We start from the raw sequence: 18,633 nt of genomic DNA, 5'->3' as shown, positions 1-18,633 counted from the left end.
GCCTAACGGGAGCGTGCGCTGGCGGCGCGCGGGCCAGGCGCCAGCATCCGCATGGTGGCGAGCACGGCGATGGCCGACAGGCCGGCGGCCAGGGTGAACAGGGCGCCGTAACCGAACAGGTCCGCCAGCTTCCCGGAAACCAGCGACCCCACCAGATAGACGATGAGCTGGGCGCAGGCGAGAATGGTGAAGTCAGTGCCTGGCTGGTCCGGTGACGTCACCGACATGAACAGGCTGTAGAGCGCGACAATCTCCATGTAGCGGATCAGCGTCTGGAAGCCGGCGGCCCCAAACAGCGGCCAGGTTCCGGCCAGCAGGCCGAGCGCGTGCAGGGCGAACAGCGCGAAGCACAGCGTGCGCATCGCTCCCAGCAGGCCAAGGGCGAAACGCGCGCCGCGCCGCGTCACCAGCCATGCGGCGATCGCCGATCCCGCCAGCCCCGCCGTGGTGGCCGAGACGCCGGAGAGATAGCCGATCTGGTCCAGCGGCACGCCGGAATCCACCAGATACGGCCCTTCCATCGCCTTCACCAGGCCTTCGCTCACCCGGTAGATCAACGCCACCCACAGGATGTTGCGCACGTCCGCGCGTCGCAGGAAGCGCAGGATCGACGGCCTGGGCGCGCCAGCCGGAGCCGGGGCGTCGCTTTCGCGCATGGCGAGGGCCGCCAGCAGCGGCAGGGCCGAGAAAGCGACCACCCCGAGGATCATCCAGCGCCAGCCGACGTGATGATACAGGATGAGACTGAGCGTGCCGCCGATCAGCACGCCAAACGCCACCGCGCCGCCCTGGATGGCGTTGCCGATGGCCCGGTCGCGGGCCGGCAGGTATTTCGCGGCGTAGCCGTCGGTGGCGATGTCCTGGGTCGAGATCAGCAGGGACGCGACCATGCCGACCGCCATGATGGCCCTGACGTCGGTCGGCCCCAGCGGCAACAGGCAGAGCAGGCAGCCGATGACCACGACCTGGGTGATGATTACCCAGCCAGCGCGATGGGCCCGGGCGAACGGGCGGATGCGGTCGACATATGGCGCCCACAGGAACTTGAGGACCAGCGGCAGGAACAGGATGCTCATATAGCCGATGGCGGCGCGCGAAACGCCCGCCTCGCGCATGATCGGCGGCAGCGCCGCCGCGATCAGATATGAGGGAATGGACTGCGCCAGATACAGGCCCGCAAGGACGATGAACAGCCGGGAGCGGCCGGGACGCGGGGCGGGCGCTGCGTCAGCGGCGGCGTAATCCGGCGTGCTCATGGTCCCGCCACATGCTGCGCCAGGAAATCCCTGGCGGACTGTTCGTCTGTGAATGCGGCAAGCGGAACGTTCCAGAGCCTGCCGAATATCTCTGTCATCCGCCCGCTGGCGCCGGGCCGCACCATGGCGATGGCCCGGCAGTTGTCGTTGACATGGGCGCGGGTCGCCTTGAACCACAACGCCTGGGCCCGCTCCCCCTCCCGGGAGAGGCGGGCGCCGCCGCCCAGCACCGCCAGCAACGCGAATCCCGGCGGGCAATCGCCAATCCGGTCGAGCGCCGCCAGATAGCCGCGTTCATCGTCCGGCGCGTAGGGCGGTTCAAACCGGAGCGTGACCAGCGCGCCCCTTTGCTCAAAAAGGATCATGCTCAGAAGGTCTGTTTGTAGCCGACGGCGATCGTCCGCCCCCAGGAATAGACCGGGAGGTTGCGCACCGACGTGCCGGTGGGGTTCTGCAACGTGGCGTTGAACAGGTTGTCCACCGAGATGAAGGCCTCGCCGCCGCCGTTAACCGGCGCGGTGAGCACGGCGTTCATGGTCGCGCTAGGCTTGATGCGGTAATGCGCGCCGGAAAGGTCGATCCGCTGGTTCCGGCCGGACCAGGCCTGTCCCTCCACGCGCACGCTCACGCCGTTCCCGAAACGGTAACTGGCGTACAGCGTGCCCGTATAGGGCGTGGCGATGCGGTTGTTGGGCAGCCAGCTGTCCAGATGACCGTCATTGTTGGAATCATACCGACCTTCGCGGAAACCAAATATGCCGCCGAGCGCCAGCTGCTCCGTCACCTGATATTCGCCGGTGGCCTCCACGCCCCAGATGAACTCCTTCTGCTGGGAGATCTGGTTGGTGAGCGGGTTGAAGGTCACGCCCTCGCGCGAGGTGCTGATGAAACCGGCGAGGCTGCCCTTGAATTTGCCGACCGAGCCGCGAACGCCGGCTTCATAGTTGTTGACGATCTGGGCTTCCGGCGCGATCTCCGCATAGGAGATCACCGAGCGCGAGGCCGGCAGGCAGTTCGGCCGGGTCAGCGGGCAGGCGTAAGCGGTCGAAAGGCCGGCGCGGCGCGTGTAGGAGCCAATGTCCGGCAGGGCGAACCCTTGGGAGAAACCGCCGAACAGCTCCGCCTTGTCGGTCAGCTTGAAGGTGGCGCCCAGATTGAACGTGGGCGAGGAATAGTTGTAATCGCCCCCGGTGACGCGCAGGGCGGGCAGCACGAACGCCTGGTAGCCCAGGGGCGTGCGCGCCGCCACGGCGGCGAACGCGGCGGGGCGGGTGAAATCGTCCACCGCAAGGGCGAAGTTCTCGTAACGCACGCCGCCCCGCACGGTGAGGCGATCAGTCAGCGGAACCTGCAACAGGGCGAACGCCGCCGTGGTCGTCTGGTGCAGCGGCGTAAATACGTTCTGCCCGTCGGTCAGCGTCTGCCACGTCTTTTCGTGGATCAGATCGGCTCCCCAGGTCAGTTTCGCGCCCTGCCAGATTTGGTCGAGCGGCGTGTCGATCGTCAGGTTCATGCCGCCGCGATTGGAATACAGCGTCGTCTGGTTGGCGCGGCTGGTGGGATTGCGCGGATCGAACGAATAGTAAACCTGGGAATTATAGGGGTATGAGAATTCGGTGTAATTAAACCGCTTCCTGATGTCGTTGTAGAAACCAAGGATGCTCAGGCTGCCGAAGGCGAAATCCTTGTCCGTATAACGCAGGGAGATGGACTTTGTGTCCTCGGCGACATTCTCGCCGGTGTAGGGACGCAGGAAGTCCGGCTGGGCGAAGGCCCCCGCGTAATTGGTCAGATAGCGCGGGTTCTGGTCGAGATAATAATAGTTGCCGGAGAGTTCGAGGCGTTTGCCGCCGTCGAAATCATAGCCCAGCTTGGCCAGCACATTGACCTTGCCGAAGCGGTCGCCGCCGCCTTGGCCCAGCATGGCGTCGGACGGCAGTTCGCGCCCGGCGCCGTCATAGGTCCGCCGCGCCATGGTTCCCGTCGCCGACAGCACATAATCGAGGCCGTTCTGGCTCTTGCCGGAAACGCCGGCTGAGATCTCCGGCGCGATGGACTGGCCGATATCGGCGGTGAAGGCGGTGAGCTTGCTGCTGACCACGAAGCGCGGCGCGCCGGGCTGCGCGGTTTTGGTGATGAAGTTCACCGTGCCGCCGGTGGCGCCCGCCCCATACAGGCTGGAGGCGCCGGCGACCAGCTCGACCCGTTCCACCGCGTTGAGGTCGATCAGCGACAGCATGCGCGAAACGTCACGCAGCGGCGTGGTCATGGGCACGCCGTCAACGAGAACCAGCAGGCTGCGGCCGCGATAGGTTTCCGACGCGCCCGACACGGTCTGGTTGTTGATCGAGAATCCCGGCGCCACGCGCGAAAGCAGGCCGGCCGCGCCGCCACCCTGTTTGATCTGGGTGTCGATCTGGCCGCGGTCAATCACCTGGATCGATTGCGGGATATCCGACAGGGCGCGCTGCGCCCGCGATCCGGTCACCGTGATCTCGTCCAGTTGCACGGTGGTCTGGGCCGGTTGGGCCAGCGTGGGAGACGCAACGGCCGCACAGGCCGCCGTGGCCAGCAGGATTCTGCTCATGGTGTATGTGTTCGCCCTGGTTGCCAAGTCACCGCGATCGATGCGCTGCGATCACCCTGCGCAGGTGGGCAGACGCTGCGACGAAATACGTGTATTTTAATTATTCTAAACTAAAATACAGGTCGAATTCCTGGTCACTTGCTTATTTTGCCTTACAGTTTGCTTGTTTTGTTGTTATATGCCGCTGCGATCATGTTCTTGGACAGGTGCGAAGTGGAAAACGGACCAGGGCGTAACAGGGCGACAGGGACCCGTGACGCGCCAGGCCGCGCCGCGAAAACCATGCCGGTGTGGTATGTGGCGAAAGACACCCCCCAGGACATTGACCTGCGCATCGCCGGCAAGGCCGCGCGCCATTGCGAAATCGACGCCGCCCATCCGGCGCCGCTCCACGCCCGGGCGGTGCTGCGGCTGGAGCCGGATATTGGCCTGCAATCCCTGTTCGCGCCCTGGACGGGCGTTGAACTGGCGCTCAACGGCGTCTTTCTCGAAGGTGCGGCGGTGCTGCTGCGGCCGGCGGACGGCGTCATGGTCGCGCGCCGCGGATCAGCCCACGCCATCGTCCATGCGCGGGAGGCCCTGCTGGTGACCGATCTGGCCCATTCCGCCCTGCAGCTCACGCGGGTGTCGCGGGTGGACTGCTTTATCGCCCCGTGCGACAGGCTGGGCGAGGGCGCCATGGCCGCCGCCGGCGCCATGAGCGTCTTCAACGCCAGCGACGACGCCCTGCAGATGCTGGGAAACTACGGCGCCGCGCTGATGCGCGGCCTGATGCCCATGAAGACGCCGGAGCTGCGCGAGCACGTCATGGCGTTCATGGTCAATCTGGTGAACATCATGGCCCAGCACCCGGACCAGCCGGCCGGGGCGCCGCCATCGCATCGCCCCGACGACCGCATGATCGCCATCAAGTCGGATATCGAGGCGCGACTGACCGATCAGGGGCTGAACGCGCGCCAGGTGGCGGAGCAGCACGGCATCAGCCTGCGCTACCTGCAAAAACTGTTCAGCGACGAGATGCTCACGTTCTCGGACTTCGTCCTGCAACGCCGGCTGGAGCGGGCCATGCGCCTGTTACAGTCGCCACAGGGCGACCATATGTCGATCAGCGCCATCGCCTTCGCGGTGGGCTTCGGCGATCTGTCCTACTTCAACCGGACCTTCCGCCGCCGCTTTGGCTTCCCGCCCCGCCAGGCCCGATCCATGAGCCGCGCGATCCACAACATGTCCGCTTCTCCGCCGCCGGCCCGAAACTGATAGCCGGCTCCAGGTTCCGGCGACGCGACGTCACGGCGTCGCATAAGGCCTGCATATCGTGACAACAGAAAAGGCAGCTCGACTGAGCTGCCTTTTCTGTTTCGTCCCGATGGCGTGAGAACGCCATGCGTCCCCAGAAGCGTCAGCTGCATCCCGTGGTGCCGCCGCAGGTGTCGCATTTCAGGCAGGTGCCGTTGCGGACCAGGGTGAAGTTGCCGCATTCGCCACAGGCGTCGCCCTGGTAGCCCTTCATCAGCGCTTCCTTGCGCCGGTCCGAGGAAGACGGGGCCGCCGCTGCCGCGGAGCCGGCCGGGGCGAATTGCAGCTTCGCCGAAATCGCCTCCGCCTGGGCCTCGTCGTCGTCGTTGTCGTTCAGCTCCGGCAGGGCTTCCTTCAGGGCCGTCGCCGCCTGGGCGCCGCCAGCCAGGGCGGTTGGCGCGCCGTCATTGCCGCCGGCGATGGCCAGCAGGTTGGTCGGCTGGCGACCGCGCACGAAACCCTTGGAAACCAGCGGACGCGGCGCGGGCGTGGCGACAGGCTCGCCGTCCGGCTGCTGCCGGCCCTGGGCCGCGCCCTTGCCGATGACGTCGAAGCCGATCTCGGACGGGTCGACGTGGGCGAGGTCGTCGCGACCGAGATAGGAGATCGCCAGTTCGCGGAACACATAGTCGAGGATCGACGTGGCGTTCTTGATCGACTGGTTGCCCTGGACGAAGCCGGCCGGCTCGAAACGGGTGAAGGTGAAGGCCTCCACATATTCGTCGAGCGGCACGCCGTATTGCAGGCCGAGCGAAATGGCGATGGCGAAATTGTTCATCATGGCGCGGAAGGCGGCGCCTTCCTTGTGCATGTCGATGAAGATCTCGCCGAGGCGGCCATCCTCATACTCGCCCGTACGCACATAAACCTTGTGGCCGCCGACCATGGCCTTCTGGGTGTAACCCTTGCGGCGATCGGGCAGCTTTTCACGCTCGCGCACCCGCTGCACCCGCTCCACCACCTTCTCGACAATGCGCTCGGCCACCTGGGCGGTGCGGGCCGCGGTCGGCTGGGCCAGCAGGGTGTCGACGGCGTCCTCGACCTCGTCGTCCTCGTCCGAGATCAGCGCGGCGTTGAGCGGCTGCGACAGCTTGGAGCCGTCGCGATACAGGGCGTTGGCCTTCAGGCCGAGCCGCCAGGACAGCATGTAGGCGCTGGAGCAGTCCTCGACCGTCGCGTCGTTCGGCATGTTGATGGTTTTGGAGATGGCGCCGGAGATGAACGGCTGCGCCGCCGCCATCATCTGGATGTGGCTCTCCACCGACAGGTAGCGCCTGCCAATGCGACCGCACGGATTGGCGCAGTCGAACACCGCATAATGCTCTTTCTTCAGGTGCGGCGCGCCTTCCAGGGTCATGGCGCCGCAAACGTGGATGTTGGCGGCGTCGATGTCCTTGCGGCTGAAGCCGAGGAACGCCAGCAGCTCGAAAGCGGGGTCTTCAAGGCGTTCGGCCGGAACTTTCAGCCGGCCCGTCAGCAGTTCCTCGCCCAGCGTCCACTTGTTGAAGACGAACTTGATGTCGAAGGCGCTCGGCAGCGCCTTTTCAACGGCGGCGATGGCCGCGTCGTCAAACCCCTTCGCCCGCAGCGTCGTGTGGTTGACGCCCGGCGCCTGGCCCAGCGAACCGTGGCCGATGGCGTAAGCCTCGATCTCGGCGATCTGCGCTTCCGTGTAGCCAAGGCGGCGCAGGGCGTCCGGCACGGCGCGGTTGATGATCTTGAAGTAGCCGCCGCCGGCCAGCTTCTTGAACTTCACCAGGGCGAAGTCCGGCTCGATGCCGGTGGTGTCGCAATCCATCACCAGGCCAATGGTGCCGGTGGGCGCGATCACCGTGGCCTGGGCGTTGCGGAAGCCATGCTCCTGCCCGAGCTTCAGGGTCTCATCCCAGGCGGCGCGGGCGACCTCGATCAGCCGCTGGTCCGGGCACGAGGCGGCGTCGAGCGCCACCGGCGTCACCGACAGCCCCTCATAGCCGCTGGTCACGCCATGGGCGGCGCGGCGATGGTTGCGGATGACCCGCAGCATGTGGTCGGCGTTGCGGGCGTAGCCGGGGAACGGTCCCAGCTCCTTCGCCATCTCGGCCGAGGTGGCGTAGGACACGCCGGTCATGATGGCGGTGAGGGCGCCGGTGAGGGCGCGGCCCTCGCGGCTGTCATAGCCAAGGCCCATGGTCATCAGCAGGCCGCCGATGTTGGCGTAGCCAAGACCCAGGGTGCGGAACTCGTAGGACAGGCGGGCAATTTCCTTCGAGGGAAACTGCGCCATGGTCACCGAGATTTCCAGCACCACCGTCCACAGCCGGCAGGCGTGGGCGAAGCTCTCCACGTCCATGCGTTGGGCGTCGCGATCATAGAACTGCAGCAGGTTGGCCGAAGCCAGGTTGCAGGCGGTGTCGTCCAGGAACATGTACTCCGAGCACGGGTTGGAGGCGCGAATGCGGCCGTCCGCCGGGCAGGTGTGCCAGTCGTTCATGGTGGTGTTGTAGTGCAGGCCCGGATCAGCCGACGCCCAGGCGGCGTAGCTGATCTTCTCCCACAGGTCGCGGGCGGCCAGGGTCTTCTTCACCTTGCCGTCGCGGTAGTTCAGCGCCCACGAGCCGTCGTTCTCGACAGCGCGCAGGAAGTCGTCGGTCAGCGACACCGAATTGTTGGAGTTCTGGCCGGAAACCGTGAGATAGGCCTCCGAATCCCAGTCCGTGTCGTAGACGTCGAAATCGAGGTCGCGATAGCCCTGGCGGGCGTACTGGATGACGCGCTTCAGGTAGCTGTCCGGCACCTGGGCGCGGCGGGCGAGGCGCAGTTCGCGCTTCAGCACCGGGTTGCGCTCCGGGTCGAAGCAGGCGTCGCCTTCGCCCTCGCAGTTCACGCAGGCCTTCAGCACCGCCTTCATGTGGCGACGCACGGTCTTGGAGCCGGTGACGAGGGCGGCGACCTTCTGCTCCTCCTTCACCTTCCAGTCGATGTAGGCTTCGATGTCCGGATGGTCGACGTCGACCACCACCATCTTGGCGGCGCGGCGTGTGGTGCCGCCCGACTTGATGGCGCCGGCGGCGCGGTCGCCAATCTTCAGGAACGACATCAGGCCGGAGGAGCGACCGCCGCCAGACAGCTTCTCGCCGTCGCCGCGCAGGGCCGAGAAGTTGGAGCCGGTGCCGGAGCCGTATTTGAACAGGCGCGCCTCGCGCACCCACAGGTCCATGATGCCGCCTTCATTCACCAGGTCGTCGGCGACGGACTGGATGAAGCAGGCGTGCGGCTGCGGGTGCTCATAGGCCGATTCGGAGGCCTTCAGTTCGCCGGTCTGGAAATCGACATAATAGTGGCCCTGGCCAGGGCCATCGATGCCATAGGCCCAGTGCAGGCCGGTGTTGAACCACTGCGGCGAGTTGGGCGCCACCATCTGGTTGGCCAGCATATAGCGCAGTTCATCAAAGAAAGCGCTGGCGTCGTCCTCGGCGGTGAAATAGCCGCCCTTCCAGCCCCAGTAGGTCCAGCAGCCGGCGAGACGGTCGAACACTTCCCGGGCCGAGATCTCCGAGCGGGTGCGCGCGTCGACGGGCAGGGCGGCGAGGGCCGCCTCGTCGGCAACCGAGCGCCACAGCCAGGACGGAACGCCATTTTCCTCGACGCGCTTCAGCCGCGACGGCACGCCGGCCTTGCGAAAATACTTCTGGGCGAGCACGTCGGCCGCCACCTGGCTCCAGCCGGCCGGAACCTCCATGTCTTCCAGACGGAAGACCACGGAGCCGTCCGGATTGCGAATCTCGCTGGTGGCCTTGCGAAACGCAATGCTCTCCCAGATTGGCTTGTCCCCGGTGGTGTAGCGCCGCTCGATCCGCATGGAAGACTCCGTCACGCCCGCCCGCGATGCACACGGCGGTTCAGCTGTGTCGTGGCGATGGGCATTTTCCGCGAGACGCAAACCGCCTCGCATCAGGAAAATGCGGCAATTTCAAAAAAGAGACGAACCCTGGCGTCATCCGCCTGGCGTTGTCCGCAAGCACGCCGCGCCGCCGGTCGAAAGGGACCACGCGCCACGGATGATGATCGGTTGAGACGGTTTTGGCGCGGCGTGAAGTCTCCCTCCGCCGCCCGTCGCCCGAATGAACCGGACGCCAGCCTGGCCTGGCTGCGCCCGTTATCGGTTCGCCTCGCGTCAAAACACTATATATAGGCACCCAGCCCGACAGTCACCCCCACAGCTTGTGTCAAAACGGGATGAAACCGGCTGCTTGACGCGCCCAACCTGCGGCGAATACGGCGTTTTCACCTGGAGCGTCGCCGTTTCCACGACCGTTTTCAAATCGTAAAAATATATCCGCCATGTGGAAATCGGGGACTTTTGCGAGGCGACGGCGCGGGGATGTGGACGCCGCGCATTTGGCGCCGGGCTGTTGCCATCGGGGCGCCCGGGGCGTGGCGGCCCTGCGAGCGGCTGAAGCGCCGTGTTTCCGGGGGCTCCCGGGTCGCGTATTCGTGAAACGCCAGAAGGACCCGGGCCAGCGCCGGATATGCCCTCACGGCCGGGCTGGCGCAAGCCGGCTGCGTGGAGCGCCCGAATCAATATTCCGGCCGCATGTCTCCCAGGGCGCGCGCCGCAAAGCCGGGGGCGCGGGGCAGATTTCGCTGGGGCAGATTCGTTGGACAGAATTCGCGGAAAGGGATTCGCAGGGCCGGGGGGGCGCGGCGGAAGGGCCGGCAAGGGTCCCGTCGGGAGCACGGCCATTAACCTCCGCCGCGTCGCCGGAGGCTTCATCGCATCGTGCAGGGTGCCCTGGCCAAAGACCTGGACGCGCTTCCACGTCCAGGCCACGCGGGCGCCGGGCCACGGCGCAATCGCCCGGTGATTTTGATCGATGATTTTGATTGGCGATTTTAGCGGGCCGGGAACAATGTCCTGGCGCGGGGCAGGGCCCGGCCCCGGCGCTCAGACGGTCGGCGGCTTGACGTCCACAATGGTCAGCTGGTGGGCCACCCCGTCACGGGCTGTCCATTTGATGGACTGGCCAGGGCTGAGGCCGATCAGCGCCGCGCCAATCGGCGTGAGAATTGAGATGCGTCCCGCTTCGATATCCGCCTCGCCGGGATAGACCAGCCGCACGGTCCGTTCGCCACTGTCGGAGCGATAGGTGACTGTCGAGCCCATCCGCACCCGGTCGGCCGGCGCGGAGCCATCCTTCACCACCCGGGCGCGATCCAGCTCCTGAAGCAGAACCTCAGCGACATCCGGCATCCGGTCGCTGGCCGCTTCCGCAAGCATGGTGAGGCGGTGGTGGTCATCCGCGTTGATAACCAGCGCGGGCAAACGGGAGCGGGTGCTGCTGAGTTTGGTCATGGGGGTCAGGCCTTCCAATCCGGCGCGCGTCTCCGCTGGACCGGGTGCGATAAACAAAAATCTGCTGGGAAAGCGCGCCTGCTGGCGACAGACGGGTGGCCTGAAACACAGGCGGCGCGCCCCCGACGTCCGGGGCGCGCGGACGAACGTCGGGCTAGTGTCCCGCTATCGGGCAGTTGGCTTGCGGATGTCCCGCTGTGGCGAGCGCGTCGTTCATGAAGGAAAGATGTCGACGCGCCGCCGGAAAGTCAAGGATTCGACCGTGAGTCACATGGTTTAACCCCTGTTCATAAACGGCGGTCCGGGCCGTCGCCCAGGCCCTGGCGCCGATCCTCCGCGACAACGATCCGGCCCGCATCGAACGCAGGGGGAACCTGGGCGAAAAGCCTGGACGATCAGCAGATCTGCGCCGGCGGCAAGCGGGAAGGCGGCGGGGGAATGAGGAGGGAGGAAGAACTGGATACCAGTGCGGCGGGTAGCCCCGGCCAGGCCCGGGATCAAGCCCGGGATCAACCACCCTGGATCAACGGCCCCGTCGTCGCGTGGTTGACAGGAACGGTGGCGACCCCGGCAGGATTCGAACCTGCGACATTCGACTTAGAAGGTCGACGCTCTATCCAGCTGAGCTACGGGGCCCCATGACATGCTGGCGGGGCGGGCCAGAAAGGTGTGCGGCGTGAAGGGCGATGCGCCTGCCCGGCGGGCCGGGCGATTCCGCCCGAAAACCCTGGATCATATAGGCCGGAATTCCCCGCGCCTGCAGCATAAATCCTGCAAACGCCCGCTTTGGCTGTTCGTGGCGGGCGGCGGCGGGGGCAGCCCGGCGACCTGCCCGCCGGAGCCATGGCGGTTCAGTGCGTCCACTGGCCGATACGGTCGGACCTGAAATTGTCGGAGTAGGCGACGCTGCGCCGCGGGCGGGTCGGGCGAGGCTCCTCAACGCGCCAGGCAAGGCCGTTACGCTCCGCGTAGGCGATCGCTTCCTCCTTGCTGTCGAACCACAGGCGCAACTGCTGGCGCGTGTCCGACGAACTGGTCCAGCCCATCAATGGCTCGACGCTGCGCGGAGAGGCCGGATCGAAAGCAAGCAGCCAGCGGCCGGATTTGGCCTTGCCGGACTGCATGGCGTTGCGGGCAGGCTGCAGGATGCGCGCGGTCATGAAGTTTCCCAACCAGAGAAAAGGTTGCCCAGCCAGTGAAGGCGGAGCGCCGGCACGCCGGCCTCGCTGACCGGGTACCATATTCCACGGCCGGATGACAATTCTCGCCGGCGCCTCTCGCCGCTTGCCTCGCTCATCCAGTCCTGCATCGTTACGGTCGCGCGGGCATGCGGCCGGCAAACGCCGCGCCCGCATGAAATCCCGGGCGACAAAACGCCGGGGGCGCGTTTTCTATACTTCTACGGGGGCGTGAATTCCAATATACAATAGCAGAAATCATCCAGGCTGGATGTTGTCTCCGGCCTTTTTTGCCAATCCATTCGCATGAGAAAAGATCATATGATTCGTGCTGGTATTGTTGCGGCGGCGATTCTCGCGTCCACTCCGGTCTTCGCGCAAACGGGCGCGCCCTTGCCCGGCGGCGCTTCCTCCTTGCGGGAAACCCATGGCGACTGGGTGGTGAACTGCATCGTTCCCAAGGAGCGCAAGCTGTGCACCGTGTCGCAGCAGCTGGCGCAGCAATCCCGGGGCGGCGGCGCCCAGCGGGTGTTGTCCATCGAACTGACGCCAACGGCGAAAGGGGCGGAAGGCGCCCTGCTGCTGCCATTTGGCCTGCTGCTGGCCAAAGGCGTGGCGGTGCAGGTTGATGAGAACAAGGCCCAGGCGGCCGCGCCGATCCGCACCTGTGTTCCGGGCGGCTGCGTCGCGCCGCTGACGCTCGATCCGGCCCTCGTGAACAGCATGCGCAAGGGCAAACAGCTCAAGCTGAACCTCGTCGCCAGCGATACGGAAAAGCCCTTCGCGCTGAACGTGTCCCTCAAGGGATTCGGCGACGCGCTTGATCGCGCCAGCGCATTGCTGAAGTAATTTTTCTACGACAGCCGGCCAGTGATCTGATGACTGGCCGGCCGACGCCGCCGCGAAACGCCAGCCGCCTTGCGCCCTGGCCGGCGCCGGACCTGCCGCCCGGCCGATCATGCCAAGCTGGCGGGTCTGGAAACAGGCCGCGCGCGCCGGCTTTCTGTCGCCAACCGGTCTGCGCACATTTCACCGCGCCCTTCCGTTTGACGCTCCCGGTTCCGCTCGCGCCCGTCCGGCAATGGCTTCTGCGACCGGGATGGGGGCGAACACGTCTGCCCGCCGCCTTCGGCATGTCGCCGGCTGGCAGCCCGCCAGGATTGAACTGTGCTGCGCCGGCCCGTCACGCCATTGACGACCATGTGAATCGCCGCAAGCGCTGCATCAGGCGGATAGTGTGCAACGGACCCGGCGATCCCCTGGGCGTCCGGGCCGGCGGCCCCGCCAGCTGGATGGCAACGACGGCAGGGCGCGCGTCACGACAGGTCCACAAGGGCGCCATGTCGTCTGTCGCCAAAACTTTGCGCCAGCAGGGGCGCGGGCCCCGGGGCGCATTGCCCAGACCGGGAGGATGTTATGGGGCTGGTGCGGAATATGCTCGACGTCGCCCAGGATCGACTTGTCCTGCTGCCCATGGATGGCGTGCTTGGCGATGCGGCGACACGGCTTCATGCTGGAACCGACATGCTGGTGCTTACGGCTTCCGATGGCCAGTTTGCCGGCATTGTCACAAAAACCGACATCATCGCGCGGCTCACCAGGGGCGAAGCCCTGAACACCCACACGCCGCTGTGCATGGTCGCGCGCACCCAGGTCCAGACCTGCACGGCGGGATCGGCGCTACGCGACGTCTGGTCCATGATGCAGGTGAACGGGATCAAAAATGTGCCTGTGCTCAATGGCCAGCGTCCGGTTGGCCTTCTCAACGCCCGGGACCTCCTCCAGCGGCTATTGAGTGAAGTCGAGAACGAGGAGGAGCTGTTGCGCGACTACGTGATGGGCGTCAGGGCCTGAACTATGCCGGGATTAAGGGGCTGCGCACCCGCATTGGCGAGATGCTGGACAGCGGCATCTTGCCGGAAGGTATGTCTGGTGGCGAGCTGAAGCGCATTTACGGCGGGCTGACAGACGACCTGAAAACGGCAGCGGAGCGGGCAGGAGGCCCGCGCGGCAAGGCACTGTTTGAGCGCGCCAATAATTTGTATTCGGCCGTCTCTGGCAGGCGTGAGGCGCTCGCAAAGATTGTCGGATCCAAGGGCGATGCGCCTGCCGAAGCAGTGTTCGACATTCGAGTGGAGCCTGTCGCTCGTTGCCGATGGCGACCCGATCAGACGGGTTCGCCGCCGCAGGGGACGGCGGCGATGCGTTCTACCGTCGCGCTGCGTCTGAGCCGTCACATGCCGGCAAGCTGCAGACAGCGGATGGCGCATGGTGGGAGCTAGCGACCCCATCGGTCACACCGGAGATGTTCGGCGCAAAGGGAGATGGAGTGGCCGATGATGGCCCTGCCATCAACGCGGCGCTTGGCTATTGCCAATCGATGGCAGTTATCGGGATGCGCCTCGATTTGGCGCCGCGAGCCAGGTACGGGATAGGGACGGCAATCAACATCACGCCGTCAAGCACCAAGCAAATGGTCGTTGAAGGTAATGACGCGCAGCTTGTTGCTCTCTCTGGGCTCACCGGATTTATGATCACTGCTGCCCCTGCAACGGCCGAGTGGGGCTACAGGATTGAGCTTAGAAACCTGTCTGCTATTGGTCGGTACAACGATGCAACGGTCAGTTTTCTTCAAGCTTCCAAGGTAAATAATCTTCGTTTGTCCGGGGTTATGGCGCAATCGTTCAACAGAATCGTTAATATATCGGATTCATACAACCTCGAAATCAACACATCTTGGTTAAGATACGCGAAGCAGCATGCAGTTGTCGCGACAACTACGTCAATGCAGCTACATTTGGTTAACTCAGCGATTCACGACACCCTGGAAGGGGCGGCTATAAGGCTGGCGTCAACAAACCACAATGTCATAATCCGCGATTGCGATCTGGAGGGCGGCGGTGGGTCGGCAATCCACACTGACGCCATAGATAATATGAGCATCACCGGCAGCTATATCGAAGGATATAACGTATGCCCAGTGTACTTTGGGGGCGCGTGCTCTGCGTTGCATTTTGAAGGAAATTGGCTTGGGTACAATGATGCCTCACAGGAATGGGTGAATATCAAGAGCGGGTCCATTAAAAATAATGTGTTCGCCAGTCAGGCAACTGTCTCTCCTGCGCTGTCTAACGAAAACGTATCTTGCGCCAATAATGCTTTCATATTGGGGGCGAACAGATTTTATTTCCCCCGGACAGTAGCATCGATGGCGTCGGGAGCTACGGCCATCGACTCTCCTGGATGGTTCCTTGACGACGTTGGCGTAGTTCACCTCCAGGGTGCGGTTTCGCGCACAAGTGATGGAAATGTATTCCAGTTGCCAGTTGGCGCTCGACCTGGGCGAGACTCCGAGTTTGCAGTCCGGACAGGTGCATCCGGCGTTGGGCGCCTAAAGATTTGGGCTGACGGTTCAATTTCTATCTACCCTGGCGGGGCCGCGACAACCGTCTATCTCGATGGGGTTAGTTTCCGCGCTTACGCCTGACCCTCACCGAACAATCTGACGCATCCACCCCGCCTCTGGCGGGCTTTTTTATGGGTGATCCATGACAGCAACCAACTACCCACGGGCGCTGACCGAAGTCCTGCGACATGAGGGCGGCTACAGCAATCATTTAGCTGACCCTGGCGGCGCAACCATGAAGGGCGTCACCCAGCGGGTCTATGACGCCGAGCGGAAGCGCAAGGGCCAGTCGCCGCGATCCGTCCGCTACATCACCGATGACGAGCTCCAGTCCATCTACCGCCAGCAATACTGGGACAAGATCAAGGGCGATGACCTCCCGCCTGGCGTGGACTACGTGGTGTTCGACGGGGCCGTGAACAGCGGTGTCGCGCAATCAGCCAAATGGCTCCAGCGCGCGGTCGGCGTGAGGGTGGACGGCATCATCGGTAACGCCACGCTGGCGGCTGTCTGGGCGGTGCAGGACCATGACAGGCTAATTGCCAGCATCTGCGACCAGCGAATGTCATTTTTGAAGGCCCTGAAAACGTGGGGCACATTTGGCAACGGCTGGACAACGCGCGTCAACGGAGTGCGCAAAACCGGGCAGGCGTGGGCGCGCGGCTCTGTGGGGCCGGCCGTCGTCATTGACCCGGCCGGCGCGGCCAAAGCCAACATTGAGGACGCGAAAGCCCTGCCATCCAGCGGAGCGGCTGACGCGGCAATCGGCGGCGGATCGGCCATCGGGACGGTTGGCGTGGCGCTGGAGAGCGCCCGGGCGTCGCTTGCCCCCCTGGCTGGTAACTCGCAGTGGATCAGCGGGATTGTCGCCGTGCTGGTTGTGGCAGGCGCGGCTATCGCCATCGGCGGTATCATCTGGCGCGCCAGCCAAAGGCGCAAGGCAGCGGAGGCGGCTCAGGCTCTTGGCCTGCCGGCCGTGGCATGACGTGGCTGCTTGCCAACTGGCGTATCGGCGCGGCTGCTGGCGTCCTGGCAGCGCTGGCGCTCGCGGCTTGGCGCATCAATGACATGGCCTATGAGCGCGGCAAGGCGTCCGTGGTGGCCGACCAGATCACCAAAGAGCGGAGACTGACCGATGACGCGAACCGCGCTGATGCTGACGCTCGCCGTTGTGCTGCCGACCCTGCTTGCAGGATGCAATCGGACGGCTGGCGTCGGGATTGAGGCGACATGCGCCCAATGGCGGGCAATCAGCTGGAGCCAGCATGACACGCCGGAAACGATTGATGGAGTGAAGGGCAACAATGCCCGCCGGAAAGCGTGGTGCGAGTGATGGAGGCTGAAATGCAAAAGCCATCATGGTTCAAGCCGGAAATCAACCTGAACGTCCTGCTGACCGTCGCCGGGTTTGCCATTGCCATTGTCCTTGGATGGTCGCGGATGGAAGGACAGGCGACGGAGCAGGCCAAACAGATCATCAAGCTGGAGATGGAGGACGCGCGTATCCGGGCGGAAATCCGCGAGGTCCGGGAGAAGGCCGACGCAAAGCTTGAACTGCTGACCCGGGATATGAGCGAGGTGCGCAGCGCACTGAAGGGTATCAGCACGAATATCGACTGGATCGTCCGGCAGAGCGGCAAGGACGCCAGAGCGCCGCCTTAGGCGTCCTGATCTGGGTCTGGGAGCCGCCATTGCGGCGAGTGCGGTCCGGCGGCCATCCACTCTTTCTCAGGAATACGAACATAGCCTGCGGCCTCCAGCTCACGGGCAAAGCGCTCGCCCTGGCGTCGGGGCCATTCCAGACGCTGATGCATTATCCTCTGCTGCTCCCTGACAGCAGCCTCATAATCATCGTCTGTCATCACCTCCAGGCTTTTGAGCCACGATCCCTTGACCTGGAGCATGCAGCGTTCGCGCGTGTGATCCCAGCCTGAGGTTGGCGCGCCCCACGACCGGCGTAGCCAAAACCCAACGACCCATGCCCACTTGGGCATGCCATCCCTCAGGTGTGCGTGATAGTTGATGCAACCGATCTGGCTGTCGCGATGGTCAATAACCGTCCAGAAGTGATCCCGGGCCAGGTCATCTGGATATGTCCGCCGAAGGCGAAGAGTGTAGGGGCTGGTGGTCTTGCTCATGCCCGCGGCTCGGTTTTAGAACGAAACATGAACATACTAGCGGAATGGTGGGGAGTCGAATCTGGTTCGCTGTCAGGGGAGAACCGTGAACAAACTTCGGGATTTCTCCGGGACTTTGCGTCCCGAAGCCTGCGACTCGGTTTCAGAATGTTCCACTAATAATTATCAACAGCCCTTGCGACTCGGCTCTGGAAGCCTTACACAGCCCTCACTTCAGCACGTCGGGGCATAGCGCAGTCTGGTAGCGCATCTGCTTTGGGAGCAGAGGGTCGCAGGTTCAAATCCTGCTGCCCCGACCATAAGTCATCATCCTGCTGAAACGTTGCGCCGCCGCAGGCGCCGCCATGAAAGGCCCCCCTGCGTTTATTGGGCGCGCCAGTGTGGCCGAAATCCCCGCAATTTGTACTCTCCAGCGACAGGCCGGCTATTTTCCGCGCCCTTGCCGCCCTGTGTCAGGCGGCTTTGGGATTGCGCGTGTAGACCCAGGTCGTGGCAAGGCGTCGGCGCGCTAAAGCGCGGCCGTTTACGCATCATCCCTGGCGCCACCACGCCGGACTTGCGCTCACCAGGCTCAGCTTTGCCCGACTACCATGGACGCGCCGGCGCAAGGCGTGTGTTGCGCGCTGTCCTGAATGGGAGAATCCGCCGCCGGAGGCTTTCCTCGGGCCGTGGCATGAACGGCGCTCCCGCCAGTTCAGGTCGTTCTGGGGCGGCGTCTGACGTGAAGCTGCGCGCCGCGCTTCACCCATGACCAGCCCTCAAAGGCGCCTGAACAGGCTGGGCCGGTCATGGTTTCCGTCACAAGGCCAGGCGATCAGCTGCGACCGCCGCGTCCCTGGTGCTGGCGACGCTCCTGATCCATCACCGAGCGGACAACGGCGGCGTACTGCTCACGCGCCTGGGCTTCGGTGATTTCCCCGCGCTGGATTTTTTCAGCCAGGGCGATGTTCTGCGCCACCAGAATGCGGGAGATGCGCTGCTCCTCCGGCGGGGCGTATGGGGTGATGTAACGCTCGCGCACGGCCGCCTTGCATTTGGTGGACTCCACAATGTTGGCTGACGTCTGGTCGCAACGCGCATATCCGGCTTCCGCCGCCTTCGCGTCCTGGGCCTTGGCGGCCTGCAACTGGGCGGGCGTCATGTTTGCGACATTGCGGGCGCCAGTGGTCTGGCAGGCGGTGAGAAGCGTCAGCGCAGTCAGGGTGGCGAGCAATTTGTGCATCATGGGCCTCGCAGTTTGGGCGGCAGGGGCGGCCGTTCGCCGGCAGGCGATTCCGGCCAAACTGAAACCTCTTCCTGGCGGGCCGCCCCCAACATCAGGAAAACGCCTCAGTACAAAAGCTGGAGCAGGCTGGCGCCACAACTCCGTCCAACGGAAAAACCGGTTCCAACGGGAAGCCTGTTCGCATGGCCGCCCTGAAGCGCAGGGCGCTCCCC

Annotated in this window: 16 protein-coding genes and 2 tRNA genes; 9 read left to right on the top strand and 9 right to left on the bottom strand. The window is 64.6% G+C overall.

What is annotated here, in order from left to right:
- Positions 1 to 2: 2 nt before the first annotated feature.
- Genes EV666_RS03155 through EV666_RS03145 form a run of 3 tightly spaced genes read right to left on the bottom strand, consistent with a single transcriptional unit; the run spans position 3 to position 3,843 of the window.
- On the bottom strand, positions 3 to 1,256 hold the full coding sequence (locus EV666_RS03155; protein WP_132002988.1) for an MFS transporter: 1,254 nt from the start codon (positions 1,254 to 1,256) through the stop codon (positions 3 to 5).
- Complete coding sequence (locus EV666_RS03150; protein WP_132002985.1) at positions 1,253 to 1,621, bottom strand: hypothetical protein; 369 nt, start codon at positions 1,619 to 1,621, stop codon at positions 1,253 to 1,255. Before EV666_RS03150 ends, EV666_RS03155 begins: the two co-directional genes overlap by 4 nt.
- A gap of 2 nt (positions 1,622 to 1,623) precedes the next feature.
- Complete coding sequence (locus EV666_RS03145; protein WP_132002982.1) at positions 1,624 to 3,843, bottom strand: TonB-dependent receptor; 2,220 nt, start codon at positions 3,841 to 3,843, stop codon at positions 1,624 to 1,626.
- A gap of 282 nt (positions 3,844 to 4,125) precedes the next feature.
- Between EV666_RS03145 and EV666_RS03140 the strand changes: the two genes are divergently transcribed.
- A complete protein-coding gene (locus EV666_RS03140; RefSeq protein ID WP_165909880.1) occupies positions 4,126 to 5,100 on the top strand; it encodes a helix-turn-helix transcriptional regulator in 975 nt (324 codons plus the stop codon).
- 142 nt (positions 5,101 to 5,242) lie between these two features.
- On the opposite strand, the gene EV666_RS03135 is transcribed toward EV666_RS03140, so the two are convergent.
- The 4 genes from EV666_RS03135 to EV666_RS03120 form a co-directional block, all read right to left on the bottom strand.
- On the bottom strand, positions 5,243 to 8,980 hold the full coding sequence (locus EV666_RS03135; RefSeq protein ID WP_132002976.1) for a vitamin B12-dependent ribonucleotide reductase: 3,738 nt from the start codon (positions 8,978 to 8,980) through the stop codon (positions 5,243 to 5,245).
- Between the two features lie 1,086 nt (positions 8,981 to 10,066).
- Positions 10,067 to 10,474 (bottom strand): nucleoside diphosphate kinase regulator, encoded by a 408-nt coding sequence (gene rnk, locus EV666_RS03130; RefSeq protein ID WP_132002973.1) that lies wholly within the window; start codon positions 10,472 to 10,474, stop codon positions 10,067 to 10,069.
- Positions 10,475 to 11,033: 559 nt separating this feature from the next.
- Positions 11,034 to 11,110: transfer RNA gene (locus EV666_RS03125), tRNA-Arg, on the bottom strand.
- A gap of 215 nt (positions 11,111 to 11,325) precedes the next feature.
- On the bottom strand, positions 11,326 to 11,634 hold the full coding sequence (locus EV666_RS03120) for an ETC complex I subunit (protein ID WP_132002970.1): 309 nt from the start codon (positions 11,632 to 11,634) through the stop codon (positions 11,326 to 11,328).
- A 339-nt stretch (positions 11,635 to 11,973) separates the two neighbouring features.
- Here EV666_RS03120 and EV666_RS03115 point away from each other — a divergent pair, with 339 nt between their 5' ends.
- The 7 genes from EV666_RS03115 to EV666_RS03085 all read left to right on the top strand — a co-directional run bounded on the left by EV666_RS03115 (position 11,974) and on the right by EV666_RS03085 (position 16,720).
- Entirely contained in the window at positions 11,974 to 12,501 is a 528-nt protein-coding gene (locus tag EV666_RS03115) for an invasion associated locus B family protein (RefSeq protein ID WP_165909879.1), read from the top strand.
- Between the two features lie 567 nt (positions 12,502 to 13,068).
- Complete coding sequence (locus EV666_RS03110; RefSeq protein ID WP_132002964.1) at positions 13,069 to 13,506, top strand: CBS domain-containing protein; 438 nt, start codon at positions 13,069 to 13,071, stop codon at positions 13,504 to 13,506.
- A 41-nt stretch (positions 13,507 to 13,547) separates the two neighbouring features.
- Positions 13,548 to 13,934 carry a hypothetical protein gene (locus tag EV666_RS03105; protein ID WP_132002961.1) on the top strand — a complete coding sequence of 129 codons (387 nt, stop codon included), beginning with the start codon at positions 13,548 to 13,550 and terminating at the stop codon, positions 13,932 to 13,934.
- Between the two features lie 47 nt (positions 13,935 to 13,981).
- Complete coding sequence (locus tag EV666_RS03100) at positions 13,982 to 15,139, top strand: hypothetical protein (RefSeq protein WP_132002958.1); 1,158 nt, start codon at positions 13,982 to 13,984, stop codon at positions 15,137 to 15,139.
- Positions 15,140 to 15,200: 61 nt separating this feature from the next.
- The gene (locus tag EV666_RS03095; protein ID WP_132002955.1) at positions 15,201 to 16,043 is read left to right on the top strand and encodes a glycoside hydrolase family 108 protein; all 843 of its coding nucleotides are present in this window, start codon (positions 15,201 to 15,203) and stop codon (positions 16,041 to 16,043) included.
- Positions 16,040 to 16,282, top strand: a complete 243-nt coding sequence (locus EV666_RS03090; protein WP_132002952.1) for a hypothetical protein — start codon at positions 16,040 to 16,042, stop codon at positions 16,280 to 16,282. The genes EV666_RS03095 and EV666_RS03090 overlap by 4 nt, the downstream gene beginning before the upstream one ends.
- A gap of 120 nt (positions 16,283 to 16,402) precedes the next feature.
- Positions 16,403 to 16,720, top strand: a complete 318-nt coding sequence (locus EV666_RS03085) for a hypothetical protein (protein ID WP_132002949.1) — start codon at positions 16,403 to 16,405, stop codon at positions 16,718 to 16,720.
- On the opposite strand, the gene EV666_RS03080 is transcribed toward EV666_RS03085, so the two are convergent.
- The gene (locus EV666_RS03080; protein WP_132002946.1) at positions 16,717 to 17,196 is read right to left on the bottom strand and encodes a hypothetical protein; all 480 of its coding nucleotides are present in this window, start codon (positions 17,194 to 17,196) and stop codon (positions 16,717 to 16,719) included. The two genes, EV666_RS03085 and EV666_RS03080, sit on opposite strands and share 4 nt — an antisense overlap.
- A gap of 222 nt (positions 17,197 to 17,418) precedes the next feature.
- Here EV666_RS03080 and EV666_RS03075 point away from each other — a divergent pair.
- Positions 17,419 to 17,495 (top strand) — tRNA-Pro (locus EV666_RS03075).
- Positions 17,496 to 18,010: 515 nt separating this feature from the next.
- On the opposite strand, the gene EV666_RS03070 is transcribed toward EV666_RS03075, so the two are convergent.
- Complete coding sequence (locus tag EV666_RS03070; protein WP_132002943.1) at positions 18,011 to 18,421, bottom strand: hypothetical protein; 411 nt, start codon at positions 18,419 to 18,421, stop codon at positions 18,011 to 18,013.
- Between the last annotated feature and the right edge of the window lie 212 nt (positions 18,422 to 18,633).

Source organism: Camelimonas lactis (assembly GCF_004342915.1).
In the GTDB taxonomy this organism is placed as follows: domain Bacteria; phylum Pseudomonadota; class Alphaproteobacteria; order Rhizobiales; family Beijerinckiaceae; genus Camelimonas; species Camelimonas lactis.
The sequence above is the reverse complement of the archived record's forward strand: the minus strand, read 5'-3'. Positions and strand labels throughout refer to the sequence as shown.

Bases quoted from the DNA above. Each gene is read 5' to 3' on its own strand.
- EV666_RS03155 (WP_132002988.1), bottom strand. From the start codon at position 1,256: ATGAGCACGCCGGATTACGCCGCCGCTGACGCAGCGCCCGCCCCGCGT.
- EV666_RS03150 (WP_132002985.1), bottom strand. From the start codon at position 1,621: ATGATCCTTTTTGAGCAAAGGGGCGCGCTGGTCACGCTCCGGTTTGAA.
- EV666_RS03145 (WP_132002982.1), bottom strand. From the start codon at position 3,843: ATGAGCAGAATCCTGCTGGCCACGGCGGCCTGTGCGGCCGTTGCGTCT.
- EV666_RS03140 (WP_165909880.1), top strand. From the start codon at position 4,126: ATGCCGGTGTGGTATGTGGCGAAAGACACCCCCCAGGACATTGACCTG.
- EV666_RS03135 (WP_132002976.1), bottom strand. From the start codon at position 8,980: ATGCGGATCGAGCGGCGCTACACCACCGGGGACAAGCCAATCTGGGAG.
- rnk (WP_132002973.1), bottom strand. From the start codon at position 10,474: ATGACCAAACTCAGCAGCACCCGCTCCCGTTTGCCCGCGCTGGTTATC.
- EV666_RS03120 (WP_132002970.1), bottom strand. From the start codon at position 11,634: ATGACCGCGCGCATCCTGCAGCCTGCCCGCAACGCCATGCAGTCCGGC.
- EV666_RS03115 (WP_165909879.1), top strand. From the start codon at position 11,974: ATGATTCGTGCTGGTATTGTTGCGGCGGCGATTCTCGCGTCCACTCCG.
- EV666_RS03110 (WP_132002964.1), top strand. From the start codon at position 13,069: ATGGGGCTGGTGCGGAATATGCTCGACGTCGCCCAGGATCGACTTGTC.
- EV666_RS03105 (WP_132002961.1), top strand. From the start codon at position 13,548: ATGCTGGACAGCGGCATCTTGCCGGAAGGTATGTCTGGTGGCGAGCTG.
- EV666_RS03095 (WP_132002955.1), top strand. From the start codon at position 15,201: ATGACAGCAACCAACTACCCACGGGCGCTGACCGAAGTCCTGCGACAT.
- EV666_RS03090 (WP_132002952.1), top strand. From the start codon at position 16,040: ATGACGTGGCTGCTTGCCAACTGGCGTATCGGCGCGGCTGCTGGCGTC.
- EV666_RS03085 (WP_132002949.1), top strand. From the start codon at position 16,403: ATGCAAAAGCCATCATGGTTCAAGCCGGAAATCAACCTGAACGTCCTG.
- EV666_RS03080 (WP_132002946.1), bottom strand. From the start codon at position 17,196: ATGAGCAAGACCACCAGCCCCTACACTCTTCGCCTTCGGCGGACATAT.
- EV666_RS03070 (WP_132002943.1), bottom strand. From the start codon at position 18,421: ATGATGCACAAATTGCTCGCCACCCTGACTGCGCTGACGCTTCTCACC.